General features: G+C 42.8%; 25 protein-coding genes. 8 read left to right on the top strand and 17 right to left on the bottom strand.

Annotated features, from left to right (window positions below; genetic code table 11):
- Positions 1 to 18: 18 nt before the first annotated feature.
- The 3 genes from ACSR9O_RS11135 (at position 19) to ACSR9O_RS11125 (ending at position 3,388) form a co-directional block, all read left to right on the top strand.
- Positions 19 to 684, top strand: coding sequence for an amino acid ABC transporter permease (locus tag ACSR9O_RS11135; RefSeq protein WP_048685680.1), 666 nt, complete (start codon positions 19 to 21; stop codon positions 682 to 684).
- A gap of 11 nt (positions 685 to 695) precedes the next feature.
- The gene (locus tag ACSR9O_RS11130; protein ID WP_095390614.1) at positions 696 to 1,436 is read left to right on the top strand and encodes an amino acid ABC transporter ATP-binding protein; all 741 of its coding nucleotides are present in this window, start codon (positions 696 to 698) and stop codon (positions 1,434 to 1,436) included.
- Positions 1,437 to 1,735: 299 nt separating this feature from the next.
- Positions 1,736 to 3,388, top strand: a complete 1,653-nt coding sequence (locus ACSR9O_RS11125) for a glutamine--tRNA ligase/YqeY domain fusion protein (RefSeq protein WP_491724397.1) — start codon at positions 1,736 to 1,738, stop codon at positions 3,386 to 3,388.
- 64 nt (positions 3,389 to 3,452) lie between these two features.
- Here the strand turns inward: ACSR9O_RS11125 and ACSR9O_RS11120 are convergent, their stop codons facing one another.
- The 9 genes from ACSR9O_RS11120 to ACSR9O_RS11080 form a co-directional block, all read right to left on the bottom strand.
- The gene (locus ACSR9O_RS11120) at positions 3,453 to 4,307 is read right to left on the bottom strand and encodes an STAS domain-containing protein (RefSeq protein ID WP_434168206.1); all 855 of its coding nucleotides are present in this window, start codon (positions 4,305 to 4,307) and stop codon (positions 3,453 to 3,455) included.
- A 22-nt stretch (positions 4,308 to 4,329) separates the two neighbouring features.
- Complete coding sequence (gene msrB, locus ACSR9O_RS11115; protein ID WP_491724396.1) at positions 4,330 to 5,289, bottom strand: peptide-methionine (R)-S-oxide reductase MsrB; 960 nt, start codon at positions 5,287 to 5,289, stop codon at positions 4,330 to 4,332.
- Between the two features lie 145 nt (positions 5,290 to 5,434).
- Positions 5,435 to 6,619 (bottom strand): NupC/NupG family nucleoside CNT transporter, encoded by a 1,185-nt coding sequence (locus tag ACSR9O_RS11110; RefSeq protein WP_101223930.1) that lies wholly within the window; start codon positions 6,617 to 6,619, stop codon positions 5,435 to 5,437.
- Between the two features lie 264 nt (positions 6,620 to 6,883).
- Positions 6,884 to 7,333 carry a hypothetical protein gene (locus ACSR9O_RS11105; RefSeq protein WP_101223931.1) on the bottom strand — a complete coding sequence of 150 codons (450 nt, stop codon included), beginning with the start codon at positions 7,331 to 7,333 and terminating at the stop codon, positions 6,884 to 6,886.
- A 125-nt stretch (positions 7,334 to 7,458) separates the two neighbouring features.
- A complete protein-coding gene (locus ACSR9O_RS11100) occupies positions 7,459 to 8,697 on the bottom strand; it encodes a sensor histidine kinase (protein ID WP_459735228.1) in 1,239 nt (412 codons plus the stop codon).
- Positions 8,698 to 8,707: 10 nt separating this feature from the next.
- A complete protein-coding gene (locus ACSR9O_RS11095) occupies positions 8,708 to 9,379 on the bottom strand; it encodes a response regulator transcription factor (RefSeq protein WP_101223933.1) in 672 nt (223 codons plus the stop codon).
- Between the two features lie 110 nt (positions 9,380 to 9,489).
- Complete coding sequence (locus ACSR9O_RS11090; RefSeq protein WP_491724395.1) at positions 9,490 to 10,680, bottom strand: ABC transporter permease; 1,191 nt, start codon at positions 10,678 to 10,680, stop codon at positions 9,490 to 9,492.
- Positions 10,607 to 11,347 carry an ABC transporter ATP-binding protein gene (locus ACSR9O_RS11085; protein ID WP_491724394.1) on the bottom strand — a complete coding sequence of 247 codons (741 nt, stop codon included), beginning with the start codon at positions 11,345 to 11,347 and terminating at the stop codon, positions 10,607 to 10,609. Before ACSR9O_RS11085 ends, ACSR9O_RS11090 begins: the two co-directional genes overlap by 74 nt.
- A 1-nt stretch (position 11,348) precedes the next feature.
- Entirely contained in the window at positions 11,349 to 12,317 is a 969-nt protein-coding gene (locus tag ACSR9O_RS11080) for an efflux RND transporter periplasmic adaptor subunit (RefSeq protein ID WP_491724393.1), read from the bottom strand.
- 273 nt (positions 12,318 to 12,590) lie between these two features.
- Between ACSR9O_RS11080 and ACSR9O_RS11075 the strand changes: the two genes are divergently transcribed.
- Positions 12,591 to 12,911, top strand: a complete 321-nt coding sequence (locus ACSR9O_RS11075) for a DUF485 domain-containing protein (protein ID WP_434169746.1) — start codon at positions 12,591 to 12,593, stop codon at positions 12,909 to 12,911.
- A gap of 13 nt (positions 12,912 to 12,924) precedes the next feature.
- Positions 12,925 to 14,463 carry a solute symporter family protein gene (locus tag ACSR9O_RS11070; protein WP_491724392.1) on the top strand — a complete coding sequence of 513 codons (1,539 nt, stop codon included), beginning with the start codon at positions 12,925 to 12,927 and terminating at the stop codon, positions 14,461 to 14,463.
- Positions 14,464 to 14,569: 106 nt separating this feature from the next.
- Here ACSR9O_RS11070 and ACSR9O_RS11065 read toward each other — a convergent pair whose 3' ends face one another.
- The 3 genes from ACSR9O_RS11065 to ACSR9O_RS11055 all read right to left on the bottom strand — a co-directional run bounded on the left by ACSR9O_RS11065 (position 14,570) and on the right by ACSR9O_RS11055 (position 16,873).
- A complete protein-coding gene (locus ACSR9O_RS11065) occupies positions 14,570 to 15,019 on the bottom strand; it encodes a threonine/serine exporter family protein (RefSeq protein WP_491724391.1) in 450 nt (149 codons plus the stop codon).
- A 16-nt stretch (positions 15,020 to 15,035) separates the two neighbouring features.
- On the bottom strand, positions 15,036 to 15,791 hold the full coding sequence (locus tag ACSR9O_RS11060) for a threonine/serine exporter family protein (protein ID WP_230176051.1): 756 nt from the start codon (positions 15,789 to 15,791) through the stop codon (positions 15,036 to 15,038).
- A gap of 275 nt (positions 15,792 to 16,066) precedes the next feature.
- On the bottom strand, positions 16,067 to 16,873 hold the full coding sequence (locus ACSR9O_RS11055; RefSeq protein ID WP_491724390.1) for an alpha/beta fold hydrolase: 807 nt from the start codon (positions 16,871 to 16,873) through the stop codon (positions 16,067 to 16,069).
- Positions 16,874 to 17,039: 166 nt separating this feature from the next.
- Here ACSR9O_RS11055 and ACSR9O_RS11050 point away from each other — a divergent pair, with 166 nt between their 5' ends.
- Together ACSR9O_RS11050 and ACSR9O_RS11045 are read left to right on the top strand one after the other, a co-directional pair.
- A complete protein-coding gene (locus ACSR9O_RS11050; RefSeq protein WP_101223939.1) occupies positions 17,040 to 18,308 on the top strand; it encodes a dicarboxylate/amino acid:cation symporter in 1,269 nt (422 codons plus the stop codon).
- A 114-nt stretch (positions 18,309 to 18,422) separates the two neighbouring features.
- On the top strand, positions 18,423 to 19,094 hold the full coding sequence (locus ACSR9O_RS11045; RefSeq protein ID WP_491724389.1) for a lysoplasmalogenase: 672 nt from the start codon (positions 18,423 to 18,425) through the stop codon (positions 19,092 to 19,094).
- Positions 19,095 to 19,179: 85 nt separating this feature from the next.
- Here the strand turns inward: ACSR9O_RS11045 and ACSR9O_RS11040 are convergent, their stop codons facing one another.
- From ACSR9O_RS11040 to gltC, 3 genes are all read right to left on the bottom strand, one after another.
- A complete protein-coding gene (locus tag ACSR9O_RS11040; RefSeq protein ID WP_101223941.1) occupies positions 19,180 to 20,379 on the bottom strand; it encodes a class I SAM-dependent rRNA methyltransferase in 1,200 nt (399 codons plus the stop codon).
- A gap of 110 nt (positions 20,380 to 20,489) precedes the next feature.
- The gene (locus ACSR9O_RS11035; RefSeq protein WP_101224027.1) at positions 20,490 to 21,482 is read right to left on the bottom strand and encodes a PTS sugar transporter subunit IIC; all 993 of its coding nucleotides are present in this window, start codon (positions 21,480 to 21,482) and stop codon (positions 20,490 to 20,492) included.
- A 408-nt stretch (positions 21,483 to 21,890) separates the two neighbouring features.
- Positions 21,891 to 22,796, bottom strand: a complete 906-nt coding sequence (gene gltC, locus ACSR9O_RS11030; RefSeq protein ID WP_101223942.1) for a glutamate biosynthesis transcriptional regulator GltC — start codon at positions 22,794 to 22,796, stop codon at positions 21,891 to 21,893.
- A 160-nt stretch (positions 22,797 to 22,956) separates the two neighbouring features.
- Here gltC and gdhA point away from each other — a divergent pair, with 160 nt between their 5' ends.
- Entirely contained in the window at positions 22,957 to 24,339 is a 1,383-nt protein-coding gene (gene gdhA, locus ACSR9O_RS11025; RefSeq protein WP_101223943.1) for an NADP-specific glutamate dehydrogenase, read from the top strand.
- Between the two features lie 183 nt (positions 24,340 to 24,522).
- Here gdhA and rbsB read toward each other — a convergent pair whose 3' ends face one another.
- Entirely contained in the window at positions 24,523 to 25,443 is a 921-nt protein-coding gene (gene rbsB, locus ACSR9O_RS11020; RefSeq protein ID WP_230176045.1) for a ribose ABC transporter substrate-binding protein RbsB, read from the bottom strand.
- Positions 25,444 to 25,456: 13 nt separating this feature from the next.
- Positions 25,457 to 26,401 (bottom strand): ABC transporter permease, encoded by a 945-nt coding sequence (locus tag ACSR9O_RS11015; protein ID WP_101223945.1) that lies wholly within the window; start codon positions 26,399 to 26,401, stop codon positions 25,457 to 25,459.

Raw genomic sequence — 26,401 nt, 5'->3', positions numbered from 1 at the left:
AGAAAGGGAGTCATTACATTGCCAAGTTTTTCACATTTTTTTGATACATTATTTAGCTCCTCGGACGTATTCATCCGAGCCATGCTCCTCACATTGGAACTGACGGTAGTCTCCATATTGGTAGGTATCGTCATCGGTTTGCTATTTGCACTTTTAAAAATATCCAATATAAAAATTCTTGCATGGATTTCAGATACATATGTATTCCTGGTACGTGGAACACCTTTAATCGTACAGATATTCATACTCTATTTCGGTATCAGCAATCTCTTCTTACTGCCGGACTTCTGGGCGGCGTCACTTGCCCTGGCCTTCCATAATGGAGCGTATATCTCAGAGATTTTACGTGGGACGATTCAATCCATCGACAAAGGCCAAATGGAGGCCGGACGCTCCCTTGGCATGAGCAATTCGCTCACCTTAAGGAGAATCATCTTGCCTCAAGCCTTCCGCCGCGCATTGCCGCCGCTTGGCAACCAATTCATCATCGGACTGAAGGATTCATCACTTGCAGCCTTCATATCCATGAATGAGCTGTTTAATGTGGCGACTACGTTAGGCTCGAATAATTTCGATGAAATGACTTATTTATTGATTGTAGCGGTCTACTACTTGATTCTAGTGGCATTCCTGACCATTATCGTCAATTTATTCGAAAAGAAACTGTCCATTAGTGATCGATAGGGGGAATTGAAATGGAACAAAAAGAAATGATTCGGATAAGGAATTTAAATAAATCGTATGGAAATCTGCATGTACTTAAAGATATTGATATGAAGGTACTCGATAGCGATGTTGTCTGTCTGATCGGACCAAGCGGTTCCGGAAAAAGCACCCTGCTCCGCTGTTTGAATTATTTAGAGAAGAAAGACAGCGGCCAAATCCTCATTGAAGGAACGGAAATCAATCCGGGTACCCATGATATTAATAAAATCCGCGAAAAAGTCGGAATGGTATTTCAGCATTTCTACCTCTTTCCTCATATGACCGTACTGGAAAATGTCATCGAAGCACCGACACACGTCAAAAAGGTCCCTAAGGCCCAAGCGATTGAAGAAGCAAAGGCATTGCTTGCAAAAGTCGGTTTATCAGATAAAGCGGATGTCTATCCAAGCAAGCTCTCAGGTGGCCAGAAACAGCGTGTTGCCATAGCCCGCGCCCTTGCCATGAAACCTGATATCCTGCTCTTTGATGAGCCCACCTCGGCTCTGGATCCCGAACTTGTCGGTGAAGTTCTTGCCACGATGAAGGAACTTGCCTTGGAAGGGATGACAATGGTAGTCGTTACACATGAAATGAGCTTTGCACGTGAAGTCGGGGATTGGATTGTCTTCATGCATAATGGTAGGGTTGTCGAAAGCGGACCGCCAAAAGAATTCTTCACCAATCCAAAGGAAGAGCGTACAAAAGAATTTTTGCAAACGACAGTCTTTTGATTTCAATTCTAAAATCTGTCTGCTAGCGAGATTATAAGCAATACAGGCGTGAATTCCTGTATTGCTTTTTTTGAATGAAAAAGGATTTATTGGTTTCCTTAATATCCAGTTAAGTAGTTCCCTAAATTACCTGATTAAAGTTTCAGGGATATTTCGGCTCCGATTGTACAAACTAAATACTTGATGAATTGTTTCAGATAAACCCTGATTCCGGCTTGAACATGGAAAAATATCTGTATTTATGGTATATATACAGGTAAAATTAAAAGAAGTATATAAATGAAAGAGGTCGAATTCAGTTGGAAAATAACTCTTCGAATTTTATTAAAAATATTATAAAAGATGACCTAGAGTCCGGAAAACATGATCATGTCATCACCCGCTTCCCTCCCGAGCCGAACGGATATTTACATATCGGACATGCCAAATCAATCATTTTGAATTTTGGGGTGGCTGATGATTTCAATGGGAAAACTAACCTTCGTTTCGATGATACGAATCCGTTGAAAGAGGATATTGAGTTTGTTAACTCCATAAAGGAAGATGTAAAATGGCTCGGTTACGACTGGGATAACCTTTTCTTCGCTTCCGACTATTTTGATGAAATGTATAAAAGAGCTGTGCTGCTCATCAATAAAGGACTGGCATATGTGGACGACCTTAATGCCGACCAAATCCGTGAATATCGCGGAACGCTGACAGAGCCGGGGAAAGACAGCCCCTACCGAAATAGAACCGTCGAGGAAAATCTTGAACTATTTGAAAAGATGCGCAGCGGCGAATTCGAAAACGGCAAAAAAGTATTGCGTGCAAAAATCGATATGAGCTCACCTAACATTAATTTGCGTGATCCCGTCATATACCGTATCTCCCATACTGAACACCATAATACCGGCAACAAATGGTGCATCTACCCAATGTATGCCTTTGCCCACCCAATTGAAGATGCCATCGAGGGAGTCACACACTCCATTTGTACCCTTGAGTTCGAAGATCAACGCCCTCTTTATGACTGGATCGTTGAGAATTGTGAAATGGAAAGCAAACCAAAACAATATGAATTTGGCCGTCTTAACCTGACCAATACAGTAATGAGCAAGCGAAAACTGAAGCAGCTTGTCGATGAGGGCTTCGTGGACGGCTGGGACGACCCGAGGATGCCTACTGTTTCAGGCTTGCGGAGACGCGGGTATACACCAGAAGCGATTCGTGCATTCTGCCAAGAGATAGGCGTCGCCAAAACAAGCGGTGTCGTGGACTCTCAAATGCTTGATCATTTCGTGCGGGAAGACTTGAAGCTGAAGGCTCCACGGACTATGGGCATCCTGAACCCGCTTAAAGTGGTCATCACCAACTATCCGGAAGGCGAGATAGAATGGCTGGATGCTGAGGTCAATCCGGAAGTTCCGGAAATGGGCACACGCCAAATCCCGTTTTCACGTGAAATATATATCGAACAGGACGATTTCATGGAAAACCCGCCGAAAAAGTATTTCCGACTTTTCCCGGGCAATGAAGTTCGTTTGAAACATGCTTATTTCATTAAATGTGAAGAAGTGATAAAAGACGATGCCGGTAACGTCATTGAACTTCGCTGCACATACGATATTGAAACGAAAAGCGGATCGGGTTTCACTGGCCGTAAAGTAAAAGGTACATTGCACTGGGTAGAAGCTTCACAAGCCGTTTCAGCGGAATTCCGCAACTATCAGCCTTTAATCCTGGATAAGGAAAATGATGAAGAGGAAGAAAAATCATTCCTGGACCGGGTAAACCCTGATTCTATAGAAATTTTACAAGGATTTGTCGAGCCTAACATGAAAGATGTTAAGCCTCAGGATAAATTCCAATTCTTCAGGCATGGCTATTATAATGTTGATTCAAAACTCACTGCGGCCGATCACTTGGTCTTCAACCAAATCGTCGGGTTGAAAAGTTCATTCAAGTTATAGAATCACGAAAAAGAACCAGATTCCTAGCGGGATCTGGTTCTTTTTCATTTTCTGCACCCTTATATCATTTTTTCTCGTAAAGTTTGATCCCTTGCTTGGAAAGAGCCTGTTTAAGAGTACTATGTGTCGAAACCTGACTAAAATCAAGACCTAACTGAATCGATGTCTGGGCCACTTCAGGACGAATCCCGGAAATGGTCGATTGAATTCCTAACAGGTTCAGGGTACTTATCAATTGATAGATCTGTTGGGCAACCATCGTATCCAAAAGGGAGACCCCCGATAAATCGATGAATAAGTGTGTGATATTTTTGCTAATGCATTTGCTTGGAGTCCCATTCAATATTTCCTTTGCCCGATAGGTATCGATTTCACCGATTAACGGCAATACCGCAATGGCATCAACAATGGGAATGACAGGTGCGCCCAGTTCATTAATCAGCTCCTGTTGAGCAAGGAGCCGTTCTTTTGTCAAAAGGTAATACTGCTCTGTGAACTCACGGTTCAATTGATCGAAGGCACGATTAATAAGCCGGCTCCACCGGATGATTGTATCCTTCGTTATCTTCGTATCCATGAGCATATAATCAGTGATGAAGGCCCAATATGTTTCGCGAACCTTATTAAGCGCTTCCAACACTTCGTAAATAGGGGTGTCAGATTCAACCCTGCTCTTCGCGACAAGTGTGGCCCACTGCTCCATCGTTTCAATAAAAGCAGTTTTATCTTCAAGCAAAGCACTGGTCACTGTCTTGATCGTCAATGTATTCTGTTCCCTAAGCAGCTTTTCGATTTCCTCATTAGAATCCATTGAATAGATGGATCCAGACTGCTTTTCCCTTAAAGCCAGCCAGTTTTCCGTAATCTTCGACGAGTTATCAAGGATATATTGATATAAATTTTCATCTATTTTATCCATTTGTGTTCCCCTATCTCCCTAGTTATTTCATTTTAAAAAGTAATAATAAGTCACCATATCCCTCTTTCTCCATTTCATTTCTAGGAATGAATCGAAGGGCCGCAGAGTTTATGCAATATCTTGTGCCTTTAGGGCTTGGGCCATCAGGAAAAACATGTCCAAGGTGGGAATCGGCGTCCTTGCTGCGCACCTCGGTCCGGGTCATTCGGTGGCTGAGATCGATTTTTTCATTGACACTTGCCGACATGATGGGCTTCGTGAAGCTAGGCCACCCACAGCCGCTATCATACTTATTCCGCGAACTGAATAGAGGCTCCCCAGAAACGACATCCACATAGATGCCTTCTTCAAAGTGATCCCAATAGGCATTATCGAAAGGCGGCTCCGTGCCATTTTCCTGGGTGACATGAAACTGACTCTCCGTTAAGGTTTTTCTAAGGTGTGCATTATCCTTAGGCCAATTTTCTTTAATGAAAGCATCCCGTCCTGAGCCTTTACGATATAATGCATAGCGAAATTGATTTTTTCGATAGAACTCTTGATGATATTCCTCAGCGGCGTAAAAATTCCCCGATGGTAGAATACCCGTAACAATAGGTTTCTTAAACCGCCCACTCATAATTAAGTCTTCCTTCGATTGTTCTGCCTCCTGTTTCTGACGTTCATTAAGATAGAAAATGGCTGCTTTGTATTGCTTTCCCCTATCCGAGAACTGCCCCTCGTCATCCGTAGGATCGATTTGATGCCAGAATATCTCCAATAAGGTTTTATATGAAATGATTGATGGATCGAATACCACTTGAACCGCTTCAACATGATCGGTCGAACCGGTAATCACTTGTTTATAACTAGGTGCGGCAAATTTACCGCCTGTATAACCCGATGTCACTGAAATAATACCATCCATTTCATCAAAGGGAGCAACCATGCACCAAAAGCAGCCTCCTGCAAAGATAGCCGTTTCTTTTCCATCCATCGTCATGCTAAAACTCCCCTTTCACGCCTGTCATTTTATGTATTATATACCAGCAAGCCAAACACCTTCAAAATATTGTATCTTTGCTGTACAAATATAAAAGAGGCACTTAGGAGTAAACCCAAGTGCCCTTTTATTTTAGATTCGTTATTTAAAGTATCACACTTACAATGATCGCTGATAGGATGCTGACAAGAGTCGCACCGTAAAGCAGCTTCAAGCCGAAACGGGCTACAACATTTCCCTGTTTTTCATGAAGTCCTTTGACTGCACCGGCAATGATTCCAATTGATGAGAAATTGGCGAATGAAACCAAGAAAACCGAAACGATCCCTATCGTTCTTTCACTCAAGGCTGCTGATGCGTCCCCTAAGCTCAGCATGGCAACGAATTCATTGGTTACCAGTTTCGTCGCCATGATTCCGCCAGCAGTCACGGTTTCGGAAATCGGTATACCCATGATAAAGGCAAACGGTGCAAAGATATACCCCATGATGTCTTGGAAGCTGATGCCGAAGATCATGTCGAATAAGCTATTGATCCCTGCGATTAATGCAACGAAACCAATTAACATCGCTGCTACAGTGATAGCAACTTTAAATCCATCCATGATATATTCCCCAAGCATTTCGAAGAAAGACTGCTTCTCTGCCCCTTCTTCAACAGGGAGAATATCCTCTTCATCCGTTACGGTATAAGGATTGATAATGGATGCGATGATAAATCCACCAAACATGTTAATAACAATTGCCGTCACAACGTACTTTGGTTCAATCATCGTCATATATGCGCCGACGATCGACATCGATACAGTTGACATCGCTGATGCACAAAGCGTATACATGCGAGATGGCGGAATGGCACCGAGTTGTTTTTTCAAGGTTATGAAAACCTCGGATTGGCCCACTATTGCTGATGCTACCGCATTGTAAGATTCCAATTTACCCATTCCATTCACCTTACTTAGAAGGAATCCAATCCACTTCATGATGAACGGAAGGATCTTGAAGTGCTGTAAAATCCCGATTAATGCTGAGATGAATACGATAGGAAGAAGGACATTTAAAAAGAAAGGCGACGCTCCTTCGTTCACAATCCCGCCAAATACAAAGGTTATCCCTTCATTTGCCCATTCTAAGAGTTTTCCGAAACCATCGGCAATCGAATTGATGATCACTAAGCCAAACTTCGTGTTTAATAATAAATAAGTTAAAATAAGCTGAATGACCACCATGAGGATGATCGGTTTAATTTTAACTTTCTTCCGGTCACTGCTGGCTAAGATAGCTAGTCCAAAAACAATAAGCAGTCCTAAAATTGCAATCAGAAATTTCATATATTCTGCCTCCACTAAGGGTGAATTTAATGTTCGTGCATTAATAGTAGGATACCCTCAAAAAATTTATGCAAACGTTTTCTCTTTCATCCAAAATACATGTACGTACCTCTCCAGAAGTCTATATTAAACTAATATTTTTTTAAGTGCAATTATTATTTCCCTTTTTAAAATAACAATTAGTGACAATAAGCGTTTCGTGAATTAAAAAAGAAGGCTCCCCATCGAAGGGAACCTTCTCTTTCCTTAAATAGTTTCGACTATTTAGGCAGCTGTTTTTCTGGATATCATCGTTGTCGCTAATCCAGCGCCTCCAATTACAAAGATGATGATGGATACGGCCAAGCCACCTGCCCCTTGATAAAAGTCGATGAATTTCCCTGCAAAAGAGTCTCTGCCTTGGAAACCGCCACCGCTTGGCATCTCCCCTGGAGTCCCGGAACCATTAGGCCCGCCTTGTGGAGTGCCCTGCGTATCATTAGATGCCGTTTCCGTGGATGAATCATCGGTCGCCGTACTGCTATTAGCCGATTCTTCCGTATCATCCGTTTCTGTTGTGTTGCGATCGGCAGGCTGACCCATCACCGCCTGTCGGTTCATGGGTTCAGTGCCGCTGCCATCCACATACATCATGATCCCGATGACTGCTTGGGCCATTAAAAGGATAGAAGCCAATATTCCAACCAAAAAGTGTAACTTACCAAGTCTTTTCATTAATGATTCCCCTCCGAAAATAACTGTATTTATAAGATGATTATCTAAAAAGACCCTTAATTTTTCCTTAAGCAACAAGGAAGAAAGTAAGGGTCTTTTACTATTGGATGACTTCTTAAGGCGGATTAATTTTTCCTTTGATTTCTCGGAAAAGTGATTTCGAAACGGGTGCGTTCATTCAGTTCACTCGTAACCTTGATGTTCCCTTGATGTGTGTTTACAATCCATTTGGCTATGGATAGACCTAAGCCTGAGCCTTCATTTGCTGAACGGGATTGCTCCACTTGATAAAAACGGTTAAAAATCAAGGGGAGATCTTCCTGCGGAATGCCTTTTCCATTATCCTCCACAGTAAGAATGATGGATGAAGCATTCTTGATGCAGGATAGGGAAATCTTCCCGCCTTCCTCGGTGAATTTCATGGCATTATCCACCAATATCACCAACAGCTGATGAATTCTCTCTTTATCACCATGAAACACCACCTGTTCGGGAGCATGGCTAATGATTGATTTTTCTTGAAAAGATGCTATATCCGTATACTGTTCCACGATATCCATAAGTAAGTCATCAAGGAAAAAGTTTGATTTCTTAACCTCCATTTGATTTGAATCCGTTCTGGTCAAGGTCAAAAGTCCGTTTACAAGCTTATTCAATCGCCGGACTTCTTTCGAAATGATGGATATATCAACGGCTTTTTCCTCGATTGTCGCGTTCGGTGATTGAAACAGCAAATCAGCCCGCGATTGAATGACAGCAAGAGGCGTTCTAATTTCATGCGAAGCATCCGAGACAAACTGCTGCTGCTGATCCCAGGATTTCTTGACCGGGATCAAAGCCCGTCCTGCCAGAAGATAGCCTGCGCCAACCGCCACTAGACTTCCAATTCCTCCACCAACAAACAATATGAGCAGCAAGCGATCGAGCATTTCCTTTTCTGTATCCACATTCCTGATGAATTGTACGGCCATCTCTCCATACCCTGTATCGACCTGGGTGGAAAGGGCCCGATACGTGTATCCATTCACTGATATTTCTTCAATGTCATCAAATGTTTTAGGGAAAAATTGTTGTTCATTGACCTTAAAAAAATTGTCTACACTCAGTCTTGGCTCAATGATCGTATCATCCGGTCCCCAAACGATGACACTTGGCCCCGGACCTAAGAGAAACTCACCTTGCGGACGTCCGCCTGGCATGCCGCCATTATTGAAATCCCTGTAATCCTTTATAAGTGAATCATTTACATCCTTATAGATCTGGTCTTCCGTATAGAAATAAATCGTTCTGCTTAATATGGCTATTAAGACAATAAAGACGATAGAATTCAATAATGTTAGTTGAAGCCGTGTTTTTTGGAACATAATGATCCCCTTATGGTTGTTTTAGCATATAACCAATACCGCGTACGGTTTGAATATCTTTATGATAATTGAAAGGTTCCAATTTTTTTCTAAGGTGATGGATGAACACTTCGACAATGGCAATCGTTGTATCTGAATCAAACCCCCAAATACGGTCGAAAATTTGCTCACGGGTCAATATTTTCCCATTATTTTGAATTAGGTACTCCAGTAATTCAAACTGTTTCAAGGTCATTTTAATGACCTTTCCATCAACTAAAATATCCTTTTCCTTTTCCAGCAGTTCAATACCACGGTATTTTACATGCTGCGCAAGCGATATAATGCCGCTCCTTCGAAGCAGGGCACGAATCCTGGCCTTAAGTTCCGGTGCCTGGAACGGCTTGACTAAATAATCATCGCCACCCATTTCCAATCCTTTGACACGATCCTCAAGAGCATCTTTTGCCGTCAAAAACAAGACACTTGTATCTATTTTTGCGTCCCTGATTTTCCGTACGATTTCAAATCCATCGATTCCTGGAAGCATTACATCCAAAATGATGATATCGTATATACTTTGCTGAGCCATGAATAGCCCATCTTCCCCATTGTCTGCTGTATCGACTTCATATTCATCAGTCAGAATCTGTCGGATCGATTCTAATAATGAAACATTATCCTCTACCACCAAAACCTTCATTCAGGGTACCTCCCAGCCGCTTCAATTGTGATATATATGTTGATTTTATCCTTTTTCATATGCAAAAGAAAGCGGGCTTTTAATCGCCTGCTTTCTCTCAAATTGTATGTTCATTCGTGACGCAGTGCTTGAATTGGATTTAATCTGGATGCTTTATTGGCAGGAAATACGCCAAATATTATCCCGATTAAAATGGAGAATAAGAAGGCAAACAATGTCACCGACCATGAATAACTAATCGTTAAGCTTGAAAAAGCTGAAATCAATTTTGCGATTCCCAAGCCAATTCCAACTCCCAACAATCCCCCTAAGCAGCTCAAGACCATCGCTTCAATTAAAAACTGAAGAAGAATCGATTTCCGATTTGCTCCAATTGCTTTTCTAATCCCGATTTCCTTCGTCCTCTCCGAGACGGAAACCAGCATGATATTCATGATCCCGATTCCGCCTACCAATAACGAAATACTCGCAATACCGCCAAGCATGAGTGTGAAAGTGTCCGATACAGAGCTCATTGTATCCATCAAATCTTCTTGATTGGACACCGAATAGTTATCACTCTGTTCCGGGAATGATGTGGTCATCGTACCTTGTACCTGGTACATCGCCCTATCTATGCTATTCTCGATCTCCGCTTTTAAATAGACGGTTCCAATTGTCGTGCTGCCTGTAGCCCTTTCAGCAGTGGTGATCGGTGCAATGATTACATCATCCCCGCTCGATCCCATTGAGGTGCCTACAGATTTCAGCACACCGATCACGCGATAGGAAACGCCGCCGATGAGAACGTTCTGGTCCACGGCTTTTTGATTTTCAAAAAGCGTGGTGGCTGTATCTGATCCCAGGACAACGACCTTGGAGCGTAATTCCGTTTCCATATCCGTCAAAAACCGGCCTTGACTGAGCTCCAGATCCCTGACTGATAAGTAGGATGAAGTTGCACCGGTCATTGAAACCTGTGCCGTAGCTTCTCCATTCTTAGCATAAACGCGTCCAGTGACCACAGGCGCCACTTCCGATATCCCGTTCAGCTCTTTAAACTGTTCAATTGTATCATCCGTCAGCTCCACGGAGTCGGTATCCGTGACACTAACCGTTATCAGGTTCGTTCCCAGGCTATTGATCTCATCCTGAACGGACTGTGAGGAACCCTGTCCAATCGAAACCAGGACGATTACGGAGGCAACTCCAATTATGATCCCAAGCATGGTTAAAAATGCTCTGACTTTATTGGTTTTGATACTGCGTATAGCCATCTTCATAGATTCGCTCAGGTTCAATCCAATCACCTCCGTTTTCAAATAGCTGACCATCCTGTATCCGGACGACACGAGTCGCTTCTTTAGCAACTTTCAAGTCATGGGTTATAAGAATGATTGTTTGTCCCTTTCCGTTCAATTCTTTCAGCATCTGCAGCACTTCTTTACTCGTTTTACTATCAAGTGCCCCCGTCGGCTCATCCGCCAATAAAACGGGAGGGTTACCGGCAAGTGCCCTTGCAATCGCAACTCTTTGCTGCTGTCCACCCGACAGTTGGGTCGGCAGGTGATGCTTCCGGTCACTCAGGCCGACCATATCAAGGCATGCATTGGCCACTTCCCTTCTTTCCTTCACGCTTGCCCCTCTATAAACCAGGGGAAGTTCGACATTCTCCAACGCTGTCAGTTTTGCCAACAGGTTGAAATTTTGAAAGATAAATCCGATTTTAATATTACGAATGGCAGCCAGCTCATTATCCTTCATCTTTTCCACTTCTTTTCCATCGAGAAGATATTCACCTATGTCAGGCTTGTCAAGGCAGCCAATCATATTCATGAACGTCGATTTCCCTGATCCGGAAGGACCGATGATCGAAATGAAATCGCCTTTATCGATTGTAAGACAGACATCTTGAAGGGCGTTGACCGTTTCACCGCCTAATTCATAAGATTTAGACATGTTCTTAATTTTTATGATGGGTTTCGCCATTTTACTGACCTCCCTTGCCACTCGGCATTCCGCCACCGCTTGGCATCCCGCCGCTCGGAACTCCGCTGCCGCTCTGCATTCTTATTTCGCCTCCTTGGCCTCCCCTCATTCCTTCGCCGCCACTGCCAGTGGAGCTTTCATTGATGGTGATGGGCAAGGAAACGAACTGTCCCTCTTCAAGACCCGAAGTTATTTCAATATACTTATCGTTGCTGATCCCAGTCTCAACCACTTTTTTTGTACTGGCAGCTCCTTCAGTTGTACCGGATTGTTGTATATTCACATATTTCTCTTCACCGTCAATTTGGACTGCTTCAATCGGAACATATAAAGCATCTTTTACACTATTCGTCAAAATGCTCACCTCAGTCGACATCCCAATTTTTATATCGCCGGGTTTGTCAATTTTGATAGTGACATCGAACGTAGAAACTCCATTCTCATATGTACCTTCCTTTGCTACACTGGTCACTTCACCCGTAAACGTTTCATCTTCAAAAGCACTGGCTTTAATTTCAACTGTTTGTCCTTTTTTAACACTTGGAACATCCAATTCATCAACACTGATCGTGGTTTTCAATTTTTTATAATCCGTAACATGTGCCACCACTTCACTGCTTGATACACGATCTCCTTCTTCTACATCCAATGTTGTCACGGTACCATCGAATGGTGCCGTTATCGGGTCACTTCCATCCGTGAAGGTAATGAGTTCATCGCCTTTCTCAACCAATTCATTCTTCGCTACAAGGACTTCATCCACTTCATCCGTTACCGAGGAAGTGATGTCCTCACTATTGATTGCGGCGACCGATCCGGAACCGCTTATTTGAACTTCAAGATCTCCCTTTTCAACTGTAGCCGTCACCGACTTTGCAATTACAGGCTCAGCATTGTCCTTCATGAAAGACCAAACGCATCCACCAATCGCCAGAACTAAAACCGTGCCTATCATTATCAACTTTTTCATCACTTTTCTCCTTTCAGATTTCCTTCATTGAAACCAGTATCGTGAAAGAAGCTTAACTTTTCCTTAATGGCCATGTGTTTGATATCAATCAGCAAGCAGCTTTTGCTTGTACGTAACAATAAAAAACTATGTCGAACGAAAAATGGTTTATTTTCAGCATTTAAATTTACAATATATTCTGAAAAATATATACTGATACTGTTATCGGAAATTGGTAATGAAAACCAAATCAATGATGATGAAGGGGGAACCAACTTGGCATCAAACGATTCAATCGCTAAGGAAACCGAAGTAAGCGCTTCCACGGACTACACCAAGATCGTCCAATCACAATCTTTTCAAGAACTCTTAAGGAAAAAACGCAATTTCATCGTCCCGCTATCCATCTTTTTCATGGTCTTTTATTTCACCCTACCCATACTAACTTCCTATTCTAAAGTTCTTAACTCCTATGCTTTCGGGGCAATCAGCTGGGCCTGGATCTTTGCCTTCGCTCAATTTATCATGACCTGGACATTATGCATCCTCTATTCCAAAAAAGCTGCGACATTTGACCGGTTAGTAGAAAAAATCGTTAAAGAAGCGAAAGGATAAAGGTGAATTCACAATGAATATACTTGCTTTTATTTTATTTCTAATCATTGTCGGACTAACATTGGTCATTACCTATTTTGCTTCACGGCGCACCAAAACGACCGCGGACTTTTATACGGCTGACAGCAGCCTTACTGGCTGGCAGAATGGCTGGGCCATTGCGGGAGATTATATGTCCGCCGCCTCATTTTTGGGGATAGCCGGCATGGTCGCACTCTCCGGATTTGATGGTTTTTTCTATAGCATAGGTTTTCTCGTTGCGTATCTGGTCGTTCTTTATATCGTGGCCGAACCGCTCCGTAACCTTGGCAAGTATACATTGGCGGACATGATCGCTGCCCGTTTCAATGAAAAGAAAGTACGCGGGGTTGCTGCCCTTAACACCATTTCCATTTCAACCTTTTATATGATCGCCCAATTAGTCGGTGCAGGTGCACTTATAAAACTCTTACTTGGAATTGATTATCTTTACTCCGTCATCATTGTAGGTATTTTAATGACCGTCTATGTCGTATTTGGCGGTATGACGGCCACCAGTTGGGTCCAAATCGTTAAAGCCGTTTTATTGATGGCAGGTACATTCATCATCTCCATCATCGTGTTGGCGAAATTCGACTTTAGCGTGATCGAGATGTTCAAGCAAATGAAAACAGCCACTCCTTTGGGCGGGGATTTCCTCAACCCAGGTAACAAATTCAAGGATCCTTTGGATACTTTATCCCTTAATTTAGCGCTTGTACTCGGTACAGCTGGACTGCCTCACATTCTCATCCGTTTCTTTACGGTGAAAGACGCCATCACAGCCCGTAAGTCCGTAGTATATGCCACGTGGATCATTGGCATCTTTTATATAATGACCATTTTCCTCGGCTTTGGAGCGGCAGCTTTTGTTGGATACGACAAAATCATAGCCGCGAATGCAGCCGGTAATATGGCTGCTCCGCTGCTTGCCGAAGCTATTGGGGGTGACTTCCTGTTCGCCTTCGTCTCTGCTGTTGCTTTCGCAACCATTTTAGCGGTTGTAGCAGGTCTCGTCCTATCGGCAGCATCTGCTTTTGCCCATGACTTCTATGGCCACATCATCCGGAAAGGCCAAGCCACTGACCAGGAACAAGTCGTTGCAGCTCGTTGGGCATCCATCGGAGTATCCGTCCTTTCCATCATCCTTGCCTTATTTGCCCAAAACATGAATGTCGCCTTCCTTGTTTCACTTGCCTTTGCCGTCGCTGCCAGTGCCAATCTGCCAATTATTGTCTTCACGGTATTCTGGAAACGTTTTAACACTGCCGGGGCTGTCACGGGCATGATAGTTGGACTGGTCAGTTCTTTATTGCTTGTATTCCTAAGTCCCAATGTCTGGTCACCGGTAGAGGGAGCGGCAATATTCGTTGGGGAGCCATTATTCCCGCTTGCCAACCCAGGCATCATCTCCATCCCGATTGGTTTTATCGCAGCCATCGCCGGAACACTTCTGTCAAGCAAGAAAGCTGATGCCAAAAAATACGACGAAATCTTGGTCACTGCTAACACTGGGATGAAAGATCCCATATAAGCTAGATTTATTATTATTTTAAAATATCAAAAAAGAAAGGAGATCAGGGTGTTCGACCTGCTCTCCTTTCTTTTTATTCAGAACATATTCATCAGGAATATTCCCACTAGCTTTTCAATCTTAACTTCCTTCTATTGTACTTAGTTACTAACTGGTTCATGACTTCTGCAAAGATCAGCCCCATCGCAATGGCACCAGCCAGCATGAAGACCTTGGCCGCCAGCTGAACGGCGACATAAAAATCATTTCCGACAAAATGCTTCATCGCATCATATGACAAACCTCCAGGCACTAGGGGGATGATTCCCGATACATTGAAAATCGTAATCGGCGTTTTATACCTTTTAGCAAAATACTGGCTGATGACCGCAACGATAAATGCAGCCGCTAAAGTTGCAATGATGCTGTTTATCTCATTTTCAACCAAAGCAAAGTATAAGATCCACCCCAACATCCCTACGAAACCACATTGAAACAATGAATTTTTTGGTACATTGAAGATGACTCCAAAGGCGGCTGAGGCAATGAAACTGGTAATAAGCTGTGCAATCATCATTCTTCCTCCCCTAAAATCATAAGAAAACAAACGCAGCCGATATTCCTGCCCCAATGGCTAAAGCAGTCAATCCTGCATCCGCACCCTTGGATAGACCCGAAACCAAATGCCCTGCAATTAAATCCCTGGCTGCATTCGTAATTAACAGCCCTGGCACAAGCGGCATCACCGCTCCAATGATTATCGTGTCCAGATGACTTCCAACTCCAATCTGGACAAAGAACATAGCTACTAATCCTACGACTAAAGAGGCGATGAATTCAGCAAAGAAACGAACTTCCAGTAACCAGTGCAAATAAAGCAGGCAAGAGAATCCCATTCCTCCAGCTATACAGGACCAGATGAAATCACTCCACTGTCCTTGGAACATGATTAAAAAGCAGCCGCTCGCTATAAATGCAGCAAAGACCTGTACCCACATGGGATACCCCATCCCGGCCTTTTCGATTTGTTTTAACCGTAAATATGCTTCCTCCGGTGTCATTTCCTTGCTGGAAATGCTTCGGGATATACTGTTAACCAGCGTTACCTTATGTAAATCTGTAGATCGTTGGGAAACTCGGATCAATTTTGAAGCTGGATGCATGCCATCCAGCGAAAAAATAATTCCGGTAGGGGTCGAAAAACTGTGTGATTCACCGCACCCAAACGCTGCAGCGATCCTAACCATCGTATCTTCCACCCTTGATGTTTCCGCTCCGTTCTGAAGCATGATTTTTCCCGCAAGTAAACATACATCTATAATTTCATTGTATGGTAAACGATCATCCATTTTATCCTCTCCATCACTTCCTGCATGAGTTTCTCTCAATAACAGATAACGATCACACCAATTTAAATCCACCTCATAATAGCCCAATTCCTGTGAAAAGGATATAAAAATATTACCTATTTAATTTATCAATTCCATTAACCTTCACTACTATCTTTCTTAGTACCAGTATTCCCTTTATTTCCTGCCAAAACCGTTTAGTTAAAAGAAAATTCAATTATATTCATAATTAAAAGGAATGCAGGCACTGCATCCCCTTTTCCTATCCTGTACGACTATACTCCCTTTTGAATGAAGCAATTCACTGTTTCATTAAACAAATCGCTTTCTTCCATAAATGGACAATGACAACTATCTTCAAAGATTACTAGTTTGGAGTTAGGAATGTTTTTATGCAAATGTTCGCCTGCAGCTACAGGAATGACTTTTTCATGCCTTCCAAAACAGAGAAGTGTCGGAATATTGATTTCTGGCAAGAATTCACGATAGTCCACAATCGATTGGTCAAATAGAATGCTACTGGCGATGGATTCCGGCATTTTGTTCACTTCCTTAAGCATCCAGCTTGCATCCTCTGCAGTTAATTCATTGTTGAACATGGAAGCAAGGAAGCTTTGCAAAAACGAGGAACGATTCGTTTGTATTTCAGTCATGAAGGCAATCAACGTATCCATATCAAATGCGCCGATATTAAAATCGGGCCACTTGAAATCAGATGCCAATTCATCCACAATCACGGTTGAATGAATATTTTCCTCACCGAATTGCTTAAGATACTCCCAGACGACAAATGCCCCCATCGACCAGCCTACAAGTATGACATCCCTTAATCCCAGTTCAACTATGAACGCATGAAGATCTTTTGCATAAACGGAGACCGTATTTCCGTAATGTACATGATTTGACTGGCCATGGCTTCTTAAATCAAGTAAGATCGTTCTATATTTTTCTGAAAAGTACGGAAGCTGCCTTTTAAAGAACCGGCTGCTCATCCACACACCATGGATAAAGATGATCGGTTTCCCCTGGCCCTTTTCTTCATAAAATAACCGAACGCCTTCTTCCACCTCAATAAATGCCATTCTATCCCTCCTTCTTGATATTTTCACCATTCATTCCCCATTATTATTTATTGCATTTCTTCTTTTAACATTCCTTCCTATAAAAATATATTGTCAAACCTGATTTTAGAGTTGATAATGAAGTATATTTTTATTGATATCTTCATCCTGAAAGGACGGAATTTTAATGAAGAGTTTTATCAAAAACTATCGATCCTCTTTAATACTGCTCACTGCCATTATTATCGGCGGGATAGCGGGTGTAGTTTTCGGGGATAAAACCTCGATCATACAGCCTCTAGGGGACTTATTCTTAAATCTGATGTTCACGATCATCGTGCCATTGGTATTTTTCAGCATTGCTTCAGCGATTGCCAATATGAGCGGAATGAAGCGTCTCGGAAAAATCATGGGAAGTATCGTTCTCGTATTCCTGACAACAGCCGCTTTGGCTGCCGTCATTGGATTTATTGGGACAACCATTGTCAATCCGTTGGAAGGCACAGATACGACAGCCATTAAAGAACTGATGGAAAACAGTTCCCCTGAAGAGACCATAGAAGAAGTATCTTTCTTCAGTCAACTGGTCAACACGGTAACCGTTTCCGATTTCCCAGAACTGTTCTCCAGAAGCAATATGCTTCAGCTTATCGTTTTCTCAGTACTAATCGGACTTTCCACTGCACTGGTCGGTGAGAAAGCAAGACCGATTACTGAGTTTTTGACAGCGGGTACAGCTGTCATGATGAAGGTCGTCAAAATTGTGATGTACTATGCTCCAATTGGACTTGGTGCTTATTTTGCGGCGATTATCGGGCAGCTTGGGCCGCAGATTTTAGAAGGCTATGCTCGCACTTTCATTCTTTATCTAGTCTTAGCCTTGATTTATTATTTTGGCTTCTTCACTTTGTATGCCTTTATCGCAGGCGGGAAAGATGGAGTTAAATTATTTTGGAAAAATGCCCTGACACCATCCATTACAGCCATCGCCACTTGTTCTAGTGCCGCTTCCATTCCAGTCAATCTGGAATCGGTCAAGAAAATGGGCGTGCCAAAGGATATAGCGGAGACTGTCATCCCACTCGGAGCCAACACTCATAAAGATGGTTCGGTATTCGGCGGGGTATTGAAAATCGTTTTCCTATTCAGCTTATTTGGAAAGGATATGACAAGCATTTCAAGCATTTTAAGTATACTTGCTGTTGCCTTTTTGGTTGGAGCTGTTATGGGTGCCATTCCTGGAGGCGGCATGATTGGGGAAATGCTGATTCTTAGTGTTTTCGGCTTCCCTGTGGAAGTCCTGCCTATCATTGCCGTTATATCAACGATCATCGATGCTCCCGCTACACTGCTTAACTCAACAGGAAACACGGTTTGTGCCATGCTTGTCACAAGGCTTGTTGAGGGGAAAAACTGGTTAAAACAAGCTTTCGTTAAAGAAAACTCAGCCGTATGATTCTTATGACTGACTGGCTCCTGGTTAAACAGGAGCCAGTTTTTTCATTTTCACGACTTTTGACAAGGGGTTCCTTCCCCTTACATAGAATTAAAGATTGAAGGAGGGAATGGAATGTTAATGAAATGCCTACCTGCCGCAATCCTTATCACGGGACTAGCATATATTTTTCTTATACCGGAAGAGCCTTTGATCATTAAAATACTGTTCAAGATACTCCCCATGTTATTGATTTTGCTCTACGCCCGGACAAATGTGAGAAGACGGGATCGTTACCAATCCTTAATCTTTCTCGGTTTATTCTTTTGCATGCTTGGAGATGGTTTGTTGATTTGGTTCGTCATCGGGCTTTCCGCCTTCTTGATCGGCCACCTTTTCTATATTACGGCATTCCTTGGACTATGGAACTTTTCATGGCTCCGATTTGCGACGATTGTTCCGATTAGCATTTACTCCACTTGGATTAGCCGTGAAATTGTACATTCGTTAATCGAAAGAGGTGAACATTACCTCATCATCCCTGTGATCTGTTATGTAACGGTCATCTCCCTCATGGGCTGGGCGGCATTTATGACCGGAAATACGACCGCAATCATCGGCGGGGTCCTATTCGTGATTTCCGACTCCATTTTATCTTGGAACAAATTTATCGATGATGTTGCCTATTCTGGCCCAATGATCATGCTTACCTACTATGCAGCCCAGTTTTGCATCGCTAACAGCATTCGCATGAAACCTTCCTTTCATTTATCGAAAGGTTTGAAAAGTGAACGGCCTATCCAGTGAATCTGAATGTCCAATCGTTCCACATGAAACATTTATATTACAAAAAAAGGCGTTCACAGCCCTGCTTGAACTGTGACGCCTTTATTTAACCTTTAATTTTCTTAATGAAGACTACTTTTAAATAATCCCCTTCCTTATATTCCCTTATCGTTTTAAAATCAGCCGGTAATGAGAATTCTTCCATGATCTCATATTTTCCATTCATTTCCTTAAAAGCAACATCAATGAAGCTCTTGAATTTTTTCATGTCAAACGTACTGCAATTAGTTGAGGCGATAATGATCCCATTGTCTTCCGTAATGGAAATGGTATCCTTCAATAGATTGGCATAGTCTTTCCCGGCACTGAAAGTAAACTTCTTCGATTTGGCAAAGCTGGGCGGATCGAGGATGACCATTTCAAATTTCAAAGCCTTCTTCACTGCATATTTAAAATACTTGAAAACATCCATCACCACGATATTGTGAGCTTCGGGATCTATTCCATTCACACTGAACTGCTCGATCGTCTTTGGTAAACTGCGATTCGCCAGGTCGACACTAGTTGTTTTAACAGCACCGCCTAAAGCGGCAAACACGGAGAATGCCCCCGTATAGGAGAACATATTCAACACGGTTTTCCCTTTTGCGTATTCATCCCGGATTTTCCTTCTGACATCGCGTTGATCAAGGAAGACACCGACCATTGCCCCATCATTCAGATAAACAGCAAAATGGACTCCATTCTCCTTTACAAGAAGCGGAAATGCCGGCTGTTCGCCCATGACAAAATCGTCTTCATCCACGTACTGCCCCTTTGTATCAAAGCGTTTCTTCTGATAAATCGATTTGACCTCGACCGTTTCCTGCAATGCCTTAATGATGTAGTCCTTAAAGGAATATATCCCTTTGCTATACCAGCTAATGACATAGTGACCATCATAATGATCAATGATTAAACCGCCAATTCCATCACCTTCCCCATTAAACAAGCGGAAAGCTGTAGTCTCCCCATCTTCAAAAAAAGACTTTCGGAATTCATATGCTGCCTGGATTTTGCCGTTGAAGAAGGATTGATCGATCTTTTCATTTTCTCTTCGGGTCAATACCCAGCCATAGCCCTTATTCTGTTTACCATAATAACCTTTTGCCAGAAAGCGGTTGTTTTCATCCACCAAACGCACCAAGGACCCCTCTTCCTGAAGGTCATTAAGGTTGGCTATCGACTCTTTAACAATCAAGGGAAAACCCTTTGCGATTTTACTCACGAACTTAGCTTTCACTTTTATATCAATTTCTTTTCCCATCCATATCATCCTATCTATGCAATTGCTTTCCTCCCCATTTTACCCTAATCCCTTTATAAATAAAAACCAGCCCGGTTCCTTAACCAGGCTGGTTTCCAAGAAAACTATGATTATGAAACTTCCAAATGAAGATCGCCTGGCTTAACTTTACCCATCATCTTCAATACCCGATGCAAGGCAAGTGTGATTACAGCTGGCAATACCATACCAACTGCCACATAAACCAAGAACGTGTACAGCCCCTGACCAGTTATGATGGCAATCGGGGCAATCATTGAACTTAACCCCATGCCTCCAAGCTCATACGGCACTTGAAAATCGAATGCCAGGGTAGCGATAGGCGCACAGATGATTGCCGCCACAAAAGGAGGAATTACATATAATGGCTTTTTGATCAAGTTAGGAAATTGGACTTTTGGTGTAACGACCATCTGTGCCAGGAACCCGCCCATATCATTATCTTTATAAGACATGACAGTGAACCCGACAAACTGAACGGTACATCCGATTAGAGCTGCAGCACTGGAAACGGGATCTAATTGCAGGGCGATCGCCAGTGCAGCGGAAGACGCCGGTGTCATCAATAAAATGCTCCATACCAAGGCTATGACCATGGAACCGATTAAGGGAGAACCCTCGACCGCAGCGGTGGTTTGACTGCTTATCCATGTTAGGAGCGGAGTGGTGACAAGAGCCAGGCCATATCCAGAAACTCCACCGACCAGAACAGCGCCCATTGGGATGGCCATGATATCCAACTTCGTTTTGCCGATTAGGCGCTTACCTATATATGTTGCAATCACTGCCGCCAAGACAGCACTTAGTGGCTGACCCGTTACAATCGTGAAGGCACCCTCAGCAGTTCTGTGAATGGCAGCACCTCCAACAGCACTTGAAGCCATGGCGCTAAAGATAATTAATGAATTTCCTCCGAGCTGATATGCGATACCTGCTCCTAAAGCTGGCGCTAGCAAGACCTTGGCAGCCCCGCCTATTGCCATGAAGACCTCCCAGCCTAAATAGCCCCCTATGGATTCAAACAATAACCCGATCCCTAATGTAACCAAGACTGCGTTGGCTATCCCTGTTGATGCCTTGTACATTCGATCGCTGATGTATTCTTTCCTGCTCACTTTATCTCCACTCCTTATTAATTATCTGAATATTCAATTTAGGAAAATCGAAAAAAAAATAAAGGTCTTCATTAAAAAAGCCTATCAAGTATATCGTACCGCTGCCTAAATGTCTGCTAATGTCTGTTCGTATAATAACATGAATTTTCTGATAATGTAAGTGGTATTTTTATTCTGAAAAAATAAAAGCGCTTTCAAAAATAAAGATTTAACACATTACTATTCAATAAAAACTAATAATTTATTATTTCAAAATAATTTATACCCATTTTAAGATGTCTATATGGAGATATTTCGGTACATTTGCAACAAAAAAAAGAACCCGATTAAGGATTCTCCCATTAGCTGGATTTATGACTTTTCTAATAGATACCCATCCTATTTTTGAAAACCTTCCAATTTTGCAAAAGTGTCCTTCAAATATTGGTAAAACAATTTCTCCGTGGGCATCAGTTCCCTATCAGTTGGAACGATGACACCTACAGCCCTGGTAACAGAAGGTTCCTCCAGCGGCAATTTAACCGTAAAACGCGGCAAGCTATCGACTAAGGAAATCTCAGGTATCAAGGTTATACCCAGACCTGCTGCCACCAGGCCTTTTATGGCATCAGTATCTTTTCCTTCAAATGCCACTTCCGGTTCAAAGCCATGCAATTTGCAAGCTTTCATAACGAGATCCCTTAATACATAACCCTTTGGAGATAGGATGAACGGGTTTCCTTGAAGCTCATTCAAGTGTAGTGATTTCTTCAAGGCCAAAGGATGACTTTCTGGTAAAAGGGCAACTAACTTCTCAATAAATAGCGTTTCACCTTTAATTTTCTTTTCATTCATCGGCAGAGGACCGATCAAGGCCATGTTAATGTTACCTTTAATTACCGAATCTATCAGGTATCGATATGAACCTTGTTTCAATGTGAATTTTGCCTGCGGATAACTTTCCCTGAAGTCGGAAATGACCCTTGGCAATACATAAGAAGCTAAACTGCTGGGAAAGCCAATCCGGATTGTCCCTTTTTCTGGGTGCAGGCTTTCAGCCATCTCACGTTTGGCACGATCGATTATATCCATAGCTTGCTCCATATTCGCTAAAAAGGTATGTCCGATAGGCGTCAATCTAATCTTTCGGCCATCCCTGATAAATAGTGGCACGCCTAATTCTTCTTCTAAATTGTAGATTTGACGACTGACAGCTGACTGGGCAACATGCAAGTTCACTGCTGCTTCCGTCATATGTTCACGCTTTGCCACTTCAATGAAATATTCGATTTGCCTTAATTCCACTCTAAGCTCCCTCTTCCATATCAAAACAGCATGCTACTTATCTAATATTCAGATTGTTTGTTTTATTTTTAAATTATATCATGAAAGTATCATATAAAAACCGATATCTTATTCAATTAGTATTTTAAAACTACTATATTACCTTAAGGGAGAGAGAACAATGACCACTTCACAAGAAGTCGAGCATGAGGAATTACAAGTTGCCAAAGAGTTTGTAAGTCAAGTATACGCACAGGTAAAGGAGCGTAATCCTCACGAAAATGAGTTCCATCAAGCCGTAAAGGAGATATTCCTTTCACTGATCCCTGTTTTTGCAAAACATCCTGAATATATGAAAAGCGGGATATTGGAGAGGCTGGTTGAACCCGAAAGAATGATCACCTTCCGTGTTTCTTGGGTTGATGACCTGGGCAATGTTCAAGTAAACCGTGGTTTTCGTGTGCAATTCAACAGTGCAATCGGACCATTCAAAGGCGGTCTCCGATTCCATCCCACTGTCAATTCCAGCATCATAAAGTTTCTTGGTTTCGAGCAAATCTTTAAAAACTCTCTTACTGGCCAGCCGATCGGCGGGGGAAAAGGCGGGTCGGACTTCGATCCAAAAGGAAAATCGGACGCAGAAATCATGCGTTTTTGCCAAAGCTTCATGTCGGAACTATCTCGCTATATCGGCCCTGATACAGACGTACCAGCTGGTGACATCGGAGTCGGTGCAAGAGAGATTGGATACCTGTTCGGTCAATATAAAAAGATGCAAGGCAGCTACCATGCCGGTGTTCTAACTGGTAAAGGTATAAGTTACGGAGGAAGCTTGGCCCGTACAGAAGCGACTGGATATGGAACGGTTTACTTCGTCGAGGAGATGCTCAATGACAAAGGGTTACAATTCCATGGCAGCACTGCCGTTATTTCCGGATCTGGCAATGTATCCATTTATGCCATTGAAAAAGCTACACAGCTAGGCGCAAAAGTGGTTGCATGCAGCGATTCAAATGGCTACATATATGATGAAAATGGTCTTAACCTGGATACAGTTAAACGGTTAAAAGAAGTGGAACGAAAACGCTTGAGCGAATATGTCGATGCGCACCCGGAAGCTGTATATCATGAAGGGAGCTACGGTATTTGGTCTGTACCATGCGACATCGCACTGCCTTGTGCCACACAAAATGAAATCGATGAAGAAGCAGCAAAACTACTGGTCAAAAATAATGTGAAGGCAGTCGGTGAGGGTGCTAATATGCCTTCAACCCTTGAGGCCATTGAAGTATTCCTTAATAACGGCATCCTTTTTGGACCAGCAAAAGCGGCCAATGCTGGCGGTGTAGCCGTGTCTGCACTCGAAATGGCCCAAAACAGCGCCAGGATGCCTTGGACTTTCGAAGAAGTCGATGCCAAGCTGCATGAAATCATGAAAAACATCTATAAAAACAGTGTAGAGGCTGCAGAAGCATATGGTGAGCCTGGCAACTTAGTTGTTGGGGCCAATATTGCCGGATTCCTTAAAGTGGCGGATGCGATGCTGACTCAAGGTATACTCTAGCAATCAGTTGATTTAGGAGGCGGTCCGACATGGGCCGCCTTACTTTTGTAAAAGAAGGATCTCACTTTCTTATACTCTCTCATTCATATCAATTCAAGCTGAATATCCACAATCAGATAACATCAATGGAATTAAAAAAGGAGTGCCGGAAAAGTTCCGGCACCCTCATTGTTTGTTTGACAATCATTCTTTGGTGACCAATTTCAATGGAACGGATATTGTGTCATCCACTTTGTCGCCTTTTAAGATTTTTTCAGCCGCATTAACCGCTTCTTCACCGATAAGTGCCGGCTGTTGGGCGATTGTAGCTTTTAGTTCACCGTTTTCAACTGCTTTCAATGCATCATCATTTCCGTCAAAACCAACCACGATGATGTCTTTTCCAGCTGCCTTGATTGCTTCAATGGCTCCTAGTGCCATTTCATCATTATGGGCGAATACCGCTTGGATGTCTTTATTGCCTTGCAGGATATTTTCCATGACGTTAAGCCCTTTTGTCCGGTCGAATTCCGCCGTTTGGCTTGTCTGGACATCTAACTGCTTGTCCGCAATATTGTGGAAACCTTTCCCGCGTTCACGAGTTGCAGATGCACCGGATACCCCTTCAAGTTCCACTACTTTCGCTTTTTCGCCAAGCTCCTTAACTAGATATTCTGCAGCCATTTCCCCGCCAGCCACATTGTCGGAAGCGATGAACGTTTCAATATCCCCTTCGTCTGAAGAGCGGTCAATCGTGATAACGGGAATGCCCGCTTCATTAGCTGATTGAACGGCTGAAGATATTGCCGCAGAGTCAGTAGGATTCACAAGAAGGACATCAACCTTTTGAAGGATTAGATCTTCAATTCCGCTGATTTGTTTTGCCGTATCATCTTGGGCGTCAACAACTGTGACTTTCATGCCCTTTTCTTTTGCTTCTTTTTCAATACCATCTTTTAAGGAAACGAAGAATGGATTGTTTAAAGTAGAGATGCTGACTCCGACTTTCACGTCTTTCATGGAGTCTTTCTTTTCCTTTTTATCATCTGTTAGACCAGAATCCATTGAACAGGCAGCCAAGACCATTAAAGAAAGAACCATGATGATCGATACTAATTTTTTCATTGATTACACCTTCTTATGATTTTTTACGGTCAAGTAAGACCGCGATTAATATAACTGCACCTTTCACCACTTGCTGGTAAAAAGAGGATACACCAAGTAAATTCATGCCGTTATTCAAGGTACCGATGATCAGGACACCGACCAGCGTTCCGAACAACCGCCCTTTACCGCCTGAAAGGCTCGTTCCGCCCAGCACCACGGCTGCGATGGCATCCATTTCATAGGATTGGCCTGCCGTCGGCTGTGCCGAATTCAGACGGGATGTCAAAATGGCACCGGCAATGGCCGCCATCGTACCGGCCAGACCATAGATGGCCACCTTGACTCGGTCAACTTTAATCCCCGAAATACGGGAAGCCCTTTCATTTCCTCCAATGGCATAAGTTTTACGGCCAAAGGATGTTTTATGAAGCAGGAACCACAGGATTAAGAAAGCGATGACCATCACAACGGCCGGTACTGGCACTCCAAGGAAGTAACCTCTCCCAAGCATCTGGAACATAACGGAATCGCCAATTCCGGTAATCGGCTTTCCATCCGTATACACAAGCGTTAATCCCCGGAAAATCGTCATGGTGGCCAGTGTCACGATGAAAGGGGCCATTTTTCCCTTTGAAACGAGTATCCCATTGATTACACCCATTATTGCACCTAGTAGAATGCCTACTAATATTGCTAAAATCGGATCTAATCCCGAGACCATCATACCAGCCATAAGTGCGCTGGATAGAGCTAAAATGGAACCGACGGACAAGTCGATGCCACCTGTCAATATGATAAAGGTCATTCCAAATGCAATAAGTGCATTGATGGAGGTTTGACGCAATAAATTCAATATATTATTCGGTTCCATGAATGATGGATTTAAAACGGTTATTACGATAAATAAAAGTACCAGGGCGAGTAAAGGACCGAATTTCTGCCAAATCCCGCTTTTCCCTGTAGCCTCAAGTTTCAT

This window comes from Peribacillus sp. B65 (assembly GCF_058513295.1).
The sequence above is the reverse complement of the archived record's forward strand: the minus strand, read 5'-3'. Positions and strand labels throughout refer to the sequence as shown.